The sequence below is a fragment of the Streptomyces poriferorum genome (genome assembly GCF_019399235.1).
In the GTDB taxonomy this organism is placed as follows: domain Bacteria; phylum Actinomycetota; class Actinomycetes; order Streptomycetales; family Streptomycetaceae; genus Streptomyces; species Streptomyces poriferorum.
The window spans coordinates 26,206-37,471 of the sequence record NZ_JAELVH010000090.1; the positions used below are offsets into that span (position 1 = coordinate 26,206).

Genomic DNA, 11,266 nt, shown 5'->3' on the forward strand with positions numbered 1-11,266 from the left:
TGTCCGCCGTGCCCTTGACGTCGGTGAACGCGGGGACCAGCAGGATCTCGTAACTCTGCGGATGACTCATGGTCATGACGCTAGGCAAGGGGCGTCCGCCGCGCATGTCGCCGCGCTGGCGGCCGGTTCAGCTGGACTCGCGGTGGACGGTCCGGGCCCGCAGCAGGTCATGCCGTTCCGGTTCCGTCCCGGGGTGCCGCACGAGCCGGTCGACGAGGTCGGCCAGCGGCTGCACCGTGGCCAGTTCCATCCGTACGCTGCTGAGCCTGGGCCTCAGCAGCCTGCCCAGCATCGAGTCGTCCGCGCCGACCACCGCGGTGTCCTCGGGCACCTGGATCCCGGCGTCCTGGAGGGCCCGCATCAGCAGCATCGCGTAGGCGTCGTCGTACGCGAACACGGCGTCCAGGCCGAGTGTGCTCCAGCGGGCGGCCAGGGCGGCCGCCGACTCCTCCGTGTAGTGCAGCGGGAGCTCCTCGACCCGGGCCCGGCCGGCCGCGGCGGCCCGCCGGGCACCCGCGAGTCTGGGGCCGGCGAACAGTGCGGGACCGGCTTCCGCCGGCATCACCACGCCGATCCGGTGCCGGCCGCGCTCCAGCAGGTGCCGGACAGCGCTGGCACCCACCTCCCGCTGATCCGTGATCAGCGCGTGGGCGCCGGGAACCGGTTGCGGTCCGAGGGTGATCACCGCTTTCGCGCCGGAGCGCCGGAGGACGGCGATGCCCTGCGGGGCGAGGGGGACCGAACCGGGCGCGATGACGGCCACGGGCCGCAGTTCGGCCCAGGCGCGGGCGGCGTCGTCCGGGTCGAGGCCGATGGAGCCGTACTGGACGACGGTGTAGTCGAGGCGTCGCAGACCGGATTCCAGCCCGTGCAGGAAGCGGTGGTGCAGCGGCGTGGAGGGAAGGTGCGCGGTCGGCAGGAGCACCATGCGCGAGTGTCCTGCGCGCAGGCTCCGGGCGGCCGCATGCGGTACGTAGCCGAGTTCGGTGGCGGCCTCCCGCACCCGGCGGCGGGTCGGATCGCTGATCCTCACGGCCGTGTTGTTGTTCAGCACGTACGACACGGTGGCCCGCGAGACGCCCGCCAGCCGCGCCACGTCGGCGCTGGTCGGAACGGGGCCTTCGGCGGGCTGCTCGGTTAACTGACTCATGGCGTCGGGCAGTCTTCCAGACCCGTTCGGCACGGGAACGCGCCGGGGCCCTGACCGGGTGTCAGTCTCGGGTCGAGGTCCGGACCGCGCCGGAAGCAAGGGGGTACGGCCCGTGGTCCGCGACCCGTACGGCGGACCCGCTCCACGCGAGGGGCCGTGCAGGTCCTACGGTGTTGCGATGACCATCCAGCACCGCAGCGACAGCAATGACACGGCCGCCTTCCCCGGTCAGGCCGGCCCCACCGCCACCTCCCAGGCCGACCCGCACGACGTGGGTCCGGTCCGCACCTCGTACGCCCCCGACCGCGACGGCGACCCCGATCCTGGCGAGATCGTCTGGACCTGGGTGCCGTTCGAGGAGAACGACGGGCGCGGCAAGGACCGTCCGGTTCTCGTGGTCGCCCGTGAGGCGGCCGGGACGCTGCTCGCCGTACAGCTGTCCAGCAAGCAGCACGACCAGGACCGGGAATGGGTGGCACTGGGAGCAGGCCCCTGGGACAGCTCGGGCCGTCCGTCGTGGGTCGACCTGGACCGGGTGCTGCGGGTGCACGAGGACGGCATGCGGCGTGAGGCGTGCGCACTGGACCGGGACAGGTTCGACCTGGTCGTCGAGCGGATGCGGGAGCGCTACGGCTGGCGCTGAGCGGCGTGTCCGCGCCCGTCACGGCCGTGCCTCACCGGTACGGCCGTGGCGGGCGCGCCGACCCGAACGGTCCAGCCACGGCGAGCCCGCCGACGTCGAACCCTATGGCTCAACGTGAGCCTGAGGGTTGGCCTTCGGCGGCGAACGCACGGCCGAACGCGGCCCTGGTGGGCGAATCGGCGTTGCGGTCGAGGATGCCGAAGACGATCTGCTCGAAGTGGCCCGCGAAACGGCCGCCGCCGGTGAGCAGGGCGCCGAAGGCCCCCGCCACCTCTGCCGGGTCGTTCCGGAACACGCCGCATCCCCAGGCGCCCAGCACCAGCCTGCGGTAGCCCCGTACCGCCGCGACCTCCAGCACCCTCTCGGCGCGCGAGGCGAGCGCGGCGGGGATGAGGCGGGCCGATTCCGGGGTCCTGCTGCGGATCACTCCGGCGTTGGGCGCGGGCGAGGTGAGGAATCCCGCCGTGTACGGGGTGTCCAGCAGCCGGCCGCGGTCGTCCCGGAAGACGGGCACGCCCGGTGAGTGGATGACCCGGTCGGTGTAGAAGGCGCTGCGTTCGGCCCGGTGGTGGGCGTAGTACTCGGGGGCCCGCAGCAGCGTCGCGTACAGGGCGGAGCCGCGGCACAGGGCCTCCTCCTGCGCCTGCGCCCCGTTGAGATAGCCGCCGCCCGGGTTGCGCGCGGAGGCGTAGTTCAGGACGGCGACCTTGCCCGGGCCCTCGCCGGTCATCCGGGCGGCCGCCTGAAGGCTGCTCTCGCCGGTGACCTCGATGCGCGGGGTCCGGTTCCCGTCCAGTGCCGCCACGTGCAGCGGCTCCGGCCCGTACAGCCCGGTACCCGAGAGGGCGGCGGTCAGCGCACGCTCGATGCTGACCTCGCGGCCCTGCGGTGCGCGGTAGTGCCCCGCCTCGACGATGGCCTCGGTCTCTCGCGCGATGGCGCGCAGCCGGGCGCTCACCGGTCCTCCCCCTTATGGTGCATACGGGGCATCGTCAACGACCCCACGGCATGGACGCAAGTGAATTTCCTGCGCACAGGGGCACCCTTGTGCGATCCCCCGTGCAGGGGTTTGGGTAGGACGGTCGCACCGGAACAGGAGGCCCGGCATGTCAACCGACACACCTGGCGAACATGGTCCGCCCGGACAGGCCACGCCCATCGGCGAGGGCGAGGCGGAGGATTTACTGCGCTGTATCTGCTTCAAGACAGGACCGCCCCGCATCGTGGGGGTCGAGCTCGAATGGCTCCTCCACGATCGTGACCGGCCCCACGTGCCTGTCGCTCACCACCGTCTCGAAGCGGCCGCGAAGGCCGTCGGGGCGCTGCCCCTGAACGCGGCGCTCACCTTCGAACCCGGCGGCCAGCTGGAGCTCAGCTCGCGCCCCGCCGACTCGCTCATGGCCTGCATCAACGACACGGCCGCCGATCTCGTCGCCGTACGCGACACGCTGGGCCGGCTGGGCCTCGCTCCGGCCGGGTTCGGCGTCGACCCCTGGCATCCGCCGCGCCGGCTGCTGCATCAGCCCCGCTACGACGCCATGGAGATCGCGTTCGACCGGTCGGGACCTGCGGGCCGCGCCATGATGTGCACGACCGCTTCCGTCCAGGTCTGCCTGGACGCCGGAGAGGAGGAGCCGGGACCGCTCGGATACGGGCGGCGCTGGCAGCTGTCCCATCTGCTGGGCGCGGTCCTGGTGGCCGCGTTCGCCAACTCGCCGTTTCGGCTGGGGAAGCCCGCGCCGTGGCGGTCGGCGCGTCAGTCGCTGTGGGCCGACCTCGATCCGCTGCGGACCCTGGCCCCGGCCTGGCAGCTGCCGCCCCGGGACACCTGGGCCGCCCATGTGCTCGACACGCCCGTGCTGTGCATCAGGGCCGACGAGGGGCCCTGGGCGGTGCCCGAGGGGCTCACCTTCCGTGACTGGATCCGCCGCGGGGAACCGCGACGCCCCGTCCGGGCCGATCTCGACTACCACATCACCACGCTGTTCCCGCCGGTACGCCCGCGCGGACATCTGGAGCTGCGCATGATCGACGCGCAGCCCGGCGACGACGGCTGGCTCGTCCCGCTCGCCGTCACCACGGCCCTGTTCGACGACCCGGAGGCCGCCGAGACCGTGTACCGCACCGTCAAACCCCTGGCCGAGACGGCGGGCCCGCTGGCCGCGCCGCGCAATCCGCTCTGGGCCGGGGCCGCCCGCGACGGGCTGGCCGATCCGGAACTGCGGGCGGCGGCGGCCATCTGCTTCGACCTCGCGCTGGAGGCGCTGCCGCGCAGGGGAGCGACGGAGACGGTGCTGGACGCGGTGGCCGGCTTCCGGGACCGCTATGTCGCACGGGGCCGATGTCCGGCCGACGACCTGCGGGATCTGCTCACCACGGACCGGCACCTCGGTTCGGTCCACCCGAAGGGGACCCTCTCATGACCGAATCCCCCGCACCTTCGCCGTACGGCCCGCAGGACCCGGTCGTCCAGGATCCCGAGGCGCTCCGGCAGCGCGCGCTCGCCGCGCTCCTCACCGCCCGCGAGCGGACCGGAATCCTGACCGACAGCGTGGACGACCACGAACTCACCGCACAGCACTCCCCGTTGATGTCCCCCCTGGTCTGGGACCTCGCGCACATCGGAAACCAGGAAGAGCTGTGGCTGCTGCGCGGCGTCGCGGGCCGCGAGGCCATGCGCCCGGAGATCGACGGCCTCTACGACGCGTTCGAGCACCCCCGGGCCACCCGGCCCTCCCTGCCGCTGCTGGCGCCGGCCGAAGCCCGCTCGTACGCCTCGGAGGTACGCGGCCGGGCCCTGGACGTACTGGAGTCGACGCCCCTGGGCGACCGGCCGCTGGTACGGTCCGGTTTCGTCTTCGGGATGATCGCCCAGCACGAACAGCAGCACGACGAGACCATGCTGATCACCCATCAGCTGCGCTCGGGCCCGGCCGTACTGACTGCCCCGGAACCACCCCGGGCGGCCGGCGCGGCCACCCCGCCACCGGAGGTCCTGGTCCCCGGCGGCCCGTTCACCATGGGTACGTCGACCGAGCCGTGGGCGCTCGACAACGAGCGGCCCGCGCACCGGCGCGAGGTGCCCGGCTTCTTCATCGACACCGCGCCGGTGACCTGCGGCGCCTACCGGGCGTTCATCGAGGACGGCGGCTACACACAGCGGCGATGGTGGCAGCCCGGGGGATGGGCGATGGTGCGTGACCACGAGCTGACGGCCCCGCTGTTCTGGCACCGGGACGCCGGGCAGTGGCTGCGCCGCCGCTTCGGGGTGACCGAGCCGGTCCCGGCGGACGAGCCGGTGCTGCACGTGAGCTGGTACGAGGCGGACGCGTACGCCCGCTGGGCCGGCCGCAGGCTGCCCTCCGAAGCGGAGTGGGAGAAGGCGGCGCGCCACGACCCCGCGTCCGGGCGCTCCCGGCGCTATCCGTGGGGCGACGAGGACCCGACGCCGGAGCGCGCCAACCTCGGGCAGCGCCATCTGCGTCCCGCACCGGCGGGGGCGTACGCGGCCGGGCGCGCCCCCTCGGGCGCCGGGCAGCTGATCGGCGACGTGTGGGAGTGGACGTCCAGCGACTTCCTGCCCTATCCGGGCTTCGCACCGTTCCCCTACCGCGAGTACTCGGAGGTGTTCTTCGGCCCGGAGCACAAGGTGCTTCGCGGCGGCTCGTTCGCGGTGGACGCGGTGGCGTGCCGGGGGACGTTCCGCAACTGGGACCTTCCGGTGCGGCGGCAGATCTTCGCCGGCTTCCGTACCGCCAGGGACATGTGATGTGCCGTCATATCGCCTACGTGGGACCGCCCATACCCCTGGGCTCCGTACTGACCCAGCCGGTGCACTCGCTGGTGCGCCAGTCCTGGGAGCCGCGCCGGCAGCGGTACGGGACCGTCAACGCGGACGGTTTCGGTGTCGGATGGTACGCGGACGGGGACCCGGTGCCGGGACGGTACCGCCGCCAGGGGCCCGTATGGGGCGATCAGACCTTCGCCGACCTGGCCCGGGTGGTGCGCAGCGGCGCCCTGCTCGCCGCGGTCCGGGACGCCACCGAGGCGGACCCGGACGGCGAGGCGGCGGCCGCGCCGTTCCGCGGCGGCGATGTGCTCTTCAGCCACAACGGCGCGGTGAAGGGCTGGCCCGGGTCCGTGGCACCGCTGGCCGCGGCCTTGCCCCCGGCCGCGTTGCTCCGCCTCACCGCCCGCTGTGACTCCGCGCTGGTGTGGGCCCTCATCCAGCACCGCCTGACGGCGTGCGACGCGCTCCCGGACGCGGTCGCCGCCACCGTGCGCGAGGTGGCCGGGGCGGCGCCCGGATCCCGGCTCAACCTGCTGCTCACCGACGGCCGCACCATCGTGGCGACGGCGTGGGGCGACACCCTCTGGTACCTGACCGAGCCCGGCAGGCACGCGGTCGTCGCCTCGGAGCCGTACGACGACGATCCGCGCTGGCAGGAGGCCCCCGACCGCACACTGCTGACCGCGACCCGCGCCGAAGTCCTGCTGACCACGCTCAAGGAGCCCACCCAGTGAGTCCCTTTCTGCTGACCCGTACCCTGCCGCTGGACGCGACGGACGCGGCGCTGCGCGCCGATGTGCTCCACGGTCTGACCCAGCAACCCAAGACGCTGCCGCCCAAGTGGTTCTACGACGCCCGCGGCAGTGAGCTGTTCGAGGAGATCACCCGGCTGCCCGAGTACTACCCGACCCGCGCGGAGCGGGAGATCCTGATCGACCGGGCGGCCGAGATCGCGGCCGCGTCCGGTGCCCGGACACTCGTGGAGCTGGGATCGGGCTCCTCGGAGAAGACCCGGCACCTGCTGGACGCGCTCACGGACCTGCACAGCTACGTTCCGGTCGACGTGAGCGAGAGCGCGCTGCGCGGTGCGGCGGACGCACTCCTCAAGGAGCGTCCGGAGCTGTCGGTGCACGCGCTGATCGCCGACTTCACCGCGGACCTGTCGCTGCCGGACACTCCCGGCCCGCGGCTGGTGGCTTTCCTGGGCGGCACCATCGGCAATCTGCTGCCCGCCGAGCGTGCGGGGTTCCTGTCGTCGGTGCGGTCGATGCTGTCCCCCGGTGACACGTTGCTGCTGGGGACGGATCTGGTGAAGGACGAGAAGGTGCTGGTCGCGGCGTACGACGACGCGGCCGGAGTGACGGCCGCGTTCAACCGGAACGTCCTGTCGGTCGTCGACCGGGAGCTGGGTGCGGACTTCGCGCCGGACGACTTCGAGCATGTGGCCCGGTGGAACCCGCGACAGGAGTGGATCGAGATGCGGTTGCGGGCCCGCCGGGCGCTCACGGTGAAGATCCCGGAACTGGATCTGCTGGTGCCGTTCGAGGACGGTGAGGAGATGCGGACGGAGGTGTCGGCGAAGTTCCGCAAGGACGGTGTGCGCGGTGAACTCGCCACTGCGGGCCTTCGGCTGAGTCAGTGGTGGACCGACTCGGCAGGCAGGTTCGCGCTGTCGCTGGCCACCGTGGACTGAGCCAGCGCGGCCAGTTCGCGGCGGCCCTGGACGCTGCCCGCCGGGATCGGCGCCATGACGCGGATCTCGGCGGTCAGCCCGGCCGCCCGCACCACCCGCCACAGGGAGGCGGCCAGCGGATCGTCACCCACGAAGGCGGCGGCTCCCGCCGGGGCCCGGCGCCCCGCGGGGGCGCCGAGGTAGCGGATACGGACCGGCTGGACGGCGGCCTCGGCGTCGATCGCCGCCTGGAAGGCGGCGGGCCGGAACCTGCCGCCGGGTCCGCGGCCGCACCAGGTGCTCCCTTCCGGGAAGACCACGACACGCGCCCCGCCCCGCAGCGCCGATGCCAGGGCGCGCACGGTCGCGGGCAGGGCGCGCAGCCGTTCGCGCTCGACGAAGAGTGTGCCGCCGAGCGCGGCCAGCGGCCCGAGCAGCGGCCAGTGCCTGATATCGCTCTTCGCCAGCATCCGGCCGGGGCACACGGCCGCGACCAGGGGGATGTCCAGCCAGGACACATGGTTGGCGACGACCAGGACCCCCGGCCCGCCCCCGTGCGCATCCCGCCGGCCGACGACGCGCACCCGGACCCCGAAGGCGCGGACCACCCCGTACGCCCAGCCCCGGGTCACCCGCTCCCGGGCGGCCCGGCCCAGGAGCAGGGCGAGCGGGGTACACAGCGCGCCGGTGAGTGTGAGCGCGCAGCCGGCGAGCAGCAGGGCCGCCGCCGTGAGCGGGTGCCGGGCCGAGCCGTCGTGGGTGGCGCAGCCGGGCGGGGTGCAGGGCGAGACGGGCAGCCAGGCGCTCACTGCTGGGGGGCGAGCGAGAGGAAGTGGCGCAGGTAGCGGGGGTCGGTGGCGCGGAACGAGAGCAGGACGTACAGGTCTGCGACATTGAACTCGGGGTCGTGGGCCGGTGCCCCGCAGACGCGGGCGCCCAGGCGCAGATAGCCGCGCAGCAGGGGCGGGAGCGAGGAGAGTCCTCCGGGGCCGTCCGGGAGCCCGGCCGGGGGCTGCCACAGGCGGTGCGGCGCGACCCAGTAGTCCTCGGGCGCCAGGTGCTTCGTCCGCACGGTCTCCCAGGCCCGGGCGGCCGCCGCCCCGCCGTCGGAGAGCGGGATCGAGCAGCAGCCGGCCAGCCAGTTGTGCCCGCCGCGCTCCATGTAGCGGGCGAGGCCGGCCCAGATGAGGGCGATGACGGCGCCGTCGCGGTGGGCCGGGTGGACGCAGGAGCGGCCGACCTCGACCAGGTCGTCCCGGACCGGTTCGAGCCGGGTGAGGTCGAACTCGCTCTCGGCGTAGAGGCGTCCGGCGATGCGTGCGCGTTCGGGCGGCAGCAGCCGGTACGTGGCGACGATCTCGCCGGTCGCCGTCTCCCGCACCAGGAGGTGGTCGCAGTACGCGTCGAACGCATCGCTGTCCAGACCCGGTTCGGGTCCGTCCAGCCGGGCGCCGAACTCGGTGGAGAAGACCTGGTGGCGCAGGCGCTGGGCGGCGCGTATCTCCGCCTGGTCCACGGCGAGGGAGACCCGGTAGCGCGGCGGGGCCGCAGGGTCGGGCCGCTGTACCGGGACGGACGGGGCGAGGGGGGAGGCGGTGGGCAGCACATGCATGACGGACTCCGGGGACGGGTCGGCAGGGGCGGCTGCCGGGCCTTCGCGCGGCCGCGAGGACCCGGACACTCCTACTTCTTCCGTGACCGGCTGGATTCGACGTGTCCGCCATGGGGAGCGGGGATGTGCGACGGCTGAATCCCGTGCTGCGCGACGGCCCCGCCCTCCCCCATGAGGCCGTCCGACGGCTGGATTCCGTACTGCGCGACGACTTCCCGCCCTCTCCCACGAGGCCGTGCGACGGTTGCCGCGTCAGCTGCCGGCGAGGAGCGCGGTGATCCTCTCGGACGCGGTCTTCGCCTCGGTCGCCGGGTCCCCGCCCTGAAGGACCGCCGTCATGTACGGCTTGATCGGGTTGGCGGCCTCGACCGCGGCCCACTGCGGCGAGTTGGGGGTCGCGTGGCCCCGTGCGGCGCCTGCGGCCATCGCGGCGGTGCTCTCCTCGCCCTCGATGACGTGGGCCAGGGAGGTCTTGTTGGGCACGTAGCTCATGGCCTTGGCGAGTTCCTCCTGCCACTTCGCCCCGGCCAGTGCCTTGATGACCTCGAATCCCGCGCTGCGCTGGTCCGCCTTCTGCGGAATGATCAGATCGGAGCCGCCGGTGAATACGGAACCGGGCGCCTTCGCGGACTTGCCGGGTATCGGGAAGTAGCCCAGCTTTCCCTTGAGTTCCGGGTTCGCCTTCTCGATCAGGGTCGCGGTGCTGGGGGTGGAGATGATCTGTGCGACATCTCCCTTGGCGAACACGTCGCTCTGCGGGGGCTTTTCCTCGTCCGCGTCCTTGGGGCCGTTGCCCAGCGCCTGCAGTTCGGAATAGAAGTCCATGCCCTTGAGCGCCGCCGGAGTGCCGAGCTCGCCCTGCCAGTCCCCGCCCTTGTCACCGGCGAGTTCGCCGCCCTCGTCCCAGATGAATCCGGCGAGCACGTACCAGTTCTGGCCCGGCAGATACATGCCCTGGTTGCCGTTCCGGTTCAGCTTCTCGCTGTCCGCGATCCACTGCTCGCGCGTCTTCGGCGGGCTCTTGATGCCGGCCTCCTCGAACAGGTCCTTGTTGTAGATCACCACCCGGTTGGCCGCGTACCAGGGGATTCCGTACTGGACGCCGCCGATGCTGCCCGGCTCGGCCAGACCGGGCAGCCAGTCCTCGCTGCCCAGGTCACGCATGGACTCCAGGGTGAGGTCTCGCAGGTTGCCGCTCTCCGCGTACTGGGCGACCTGGGTGTTGCCGACCTCGATGACGTCCGGGGTGTCCTTGCCGCCCAGCGCTTCGAGAACCTTCGGCCCGATTCCGCTCCAGCTCTGAATCTTGAACTCCAGTTCGACCGAGGAGTGCTCGTCCTCGTACGACTCCTTGAAGCGGTCCAGGAAGTCGCTGGTGACGCTGTCCTTCATCAGCCAGACGGTGACCTTCTTGCCGCCCGGACCACCCGAGCCCGGCATCATTCCGCACCCGCCCAGCGCGACGGTGGAAATCAGGGCAATGGCTCCGACGAGCATGCGGTTCTTCACGGGGGTCACCTTCTGCGAAACGGCAGGACAGACTTGCGGACCCGGTGTGGGGGACTGCGGGCTGCGCTCGCACGGGCGTGGCTGGATTTTGGTATGGACCAATCCTTTGGTCAAGGGCGGTTCCGGACAGACCGACACCTCGCGATCTCTCGCGAACCTCACCGAGGTGGGGCACCTTGGTAAGGGCGAGAGGAGACACACCATGTCAAACCACACGTATCGCGTCACAGAGATCGTAGGAACCTCCCATGACGGCGTCGACGCGGCAATCCGCAACGGCGTCGCAAGAGCTTCCGAAACGTTGCACAATCTCGACTGGTTCGAGATCACACAGGTCCGCGGACAAATCAAGGATGGCCGGATCGAGCACTACCAGGTCGGCCTGAAAGTCGGCTTCCGGCTCGACGACCCGGAGTGACGGCTCCGGCCCCGGTCAGGTGCGCCCCTCGCGCTCCTGCGCGTCCTTCAGGGCGGGTGAGGCGATCGCCCAGCGGGCGCGTACCACCGTGACTCCGGCCAGTTCGGCCGCGTCGCAGACCAGCTCGTCGTCGTCCACCAGCATCCGCACCGCGCGGTCCCGGCCAAGTCGTCGCAGGGTCTCCAGTTTGGTCCTGCGGGCCGGCCGCCGGTCGTCGTTGCGCCGCATGTGGAGCGGCCCCTCGGGCAGCCCATGCCGGGCCAGCCAGGCCACGGTGTCCTTCCGGCAGCGCTCCGGCCGCCCCGTGAGGTAGACGACCTCGCATTCCCCGGCGCTGCTCACGGCGAGCCGCACACCTTCGGGCAGCGGCGAGTCAGCGGGGGCGGCCGCGAAGAATCCGGCCCAGTCGCGCCGGGAGCCCTCCAGGAAGTGCTGGCGGTGGGCGGTGTCCGCGAGGGTGCCGTCCAGGTCG

The 11,266-nt window shown here is 72.4% G+C and carries 12 protein-coding genes; 6 read left to right on the top strand and 6 right to left on the bottom strand.

Features of this window, described 5'->3' with window-relative positions:
• Positions 1–127: 127 nt before the first annotated feature.
• Positions 128–1,150: a LacI family DNA-binding transcriptional regulator gene (locus JGS39_RS17515; protein WP_219570064.1), complete on the bottom strand. Its 1,023-nt coding sequence runs from the start codon at positions 1,148–1,150 to the stop codon at positions 128–130.
• Between the two features lie 178 nt (positions 1,151–1,328).
• Here JGS39_RS17515 and JGS39_RS17520 point away from each other — a divergent pair, with 178 nt between their 5' ends.
• Positions 1,329–1,793, top strand: a complete 465-nt coding sequence (locus JGS39_RS17520) for a type II toxin-antitoxin system PemK/MazF family toxin (RefSeq protein ID WP_219570065.1) — start codon at positions 1,329–1,331, stop codon at positions 1,791–1,793.
• A gap of 109 nt (positions 1,794–1,902) precedes the next feature.
• On the opposite strand, the gene JGS39_RS17525 is transcribed toward JGS39_RS17520, so the two are convergent.
• The gene (locus JGS39_RS17525) at positions 1,903–2,751 is read right to left on the bottom strand and encodes a TIGR02452 family protein (protein WP_219570066.1); all 849 of its coding nucleotides are present in this window, start codon (positions 2,749–2,751) and stop codon (positions 1,903–1,905) included.
• Positions 2,752–2,899: 148 nt separating this feature from the next.
• On the opposite strand from JGS39_RS17525, the gene egtA reads away from it, so the two are divergent.
• Genes egtA through egtD form a run of 4 tightly spaced genes read left to right on the top strand, consistent with a single transcriptional unit; the run spans position 2,900 to position 7,276 of the window.
• Positions 2,900–4,216: an ergothioneine biosynthesis glutamate--cysteine ligase EgtA gene (gene egtA / locus JGS39_RS17530; RefSeq protein ID WP_219570067.1), complete on the top strand. Its 1,317-nt coding sequence runs from the start codon at positions 2,900–2,902 to the stop codon at positions 4,214–4,216.
• Positions 4,213–5,562 (top strand): ergothioneine biosynthesis protein EgtB, encoded by a 1,350-nt coding sequence (gene egtB / locus JGS39_RS17535; protein WP_219570068.1) that lies wholly within the window; start codon positions 4,213–4,215, stop codon positions 5,560–5,562. Before egtA ends, egtB begins: the two co-directional genes overlap by 4 nt.
• Positions 5,562–6,317 (top strand): ergothioneine biosynthesis protein EgtC, encoded by a 756-nt coding sequence (gene egtC, locus JGS39_RS17540; protein ID WP_219570069.1) that lies wholly within the window; start codon positions 5,562–5,564, stop codon positions 6,315–6,317. Before egtB ends, egtC begins: the two co-directional genes overlap by 1 nt.
• Positions 6,314–7,276, top strand: a complete 963-nt coding sequence (gene egtD / locus JGS39_RS17545; RefSeq protein ID WP_219570070.1) for an L-histidine N(alpha)-methyltransferase — start codon at positions 6,314–6,316, stop codon at positions 7,274–7,276. Before egtC ends, egtD begins: the two co-directional genes overlap by 4 nt.
• Here the strand turns inward: egtD and JGS39_RS17550 are convergent.
• From JGS39_RS17550 to JGS39_RS17560, 3 genes are all read right to left on the bottom strand, one after another.
• A complete protein-coding gene (locus JGS39_RS17550) occupies positions 7,219–8,064 on the bottom strand; it encodes a lysophospholipid acyltransferase family protein (RefSeq protein WP_219570071.1) in 846 nt (281 codons plus the stop codon). The genes egtD and JGS39_RS17550 overlap by 58 nt on opposite strands.
• The gene (locus tag JGS39_RS17555; protein ID WP_219570077.1) at positions 8,061–8,867 is read right to left on the bottom strand and encodes a GNAT family N-acetyltransferase; all 807 of its coding nucleotides are present in this window, start codon (positions 8,865–8,867) and stop codon (positions 8,061–8,063) included. Before JGS39_RS17555 ends, JGS39_RS17550 begins: the two co-directional genes overlap by 4 nt.
• A 252-nt stretch (positions 8,868–9,119) precedes the next feature.
• Positions 9,120–10,376: an extracellular solute-binding protein gene (locus JGS39_RS17560; protein WP_219570072.1), complete on the bottom strand. Its 1,257-nt coding sequence runs from the start codon at positions 10,374–10,376 to the stop codon at positions 9,120–9,122.
• Positions 10,377–10,578: 202 nt separating this feature from the next.
• Here JGS39_RS17560 and JGS39_RS17565 point away from each other — a divergent pair, with 202 nt between their 5' ends.
• Positions 10,579–10,794: a dodecin gene (locus JGS39_RS17565; protein ID WP_219570073.1), complete on the top strand. Its 216-nt coding sequence runs from the start codon at positions 10,579–10,581 to the stop codon at positions 10,792–10,794.
• A 15-nt stretch (positions 10,795–10,809) separates the two neighbouring features.
• On the opposite strand, the gene JGS39_RS17570 is transcribed toward JGS39_RS17565, so the two are convergent.
• A partial coding sequence (locus JGS39_RS17570; RefSeq protein WP_219570074.1) for a phosphatase domain-containing protein occupies positions 10,810–11,266 on the bottom strand: 457 nt, incomplete at its 5' end.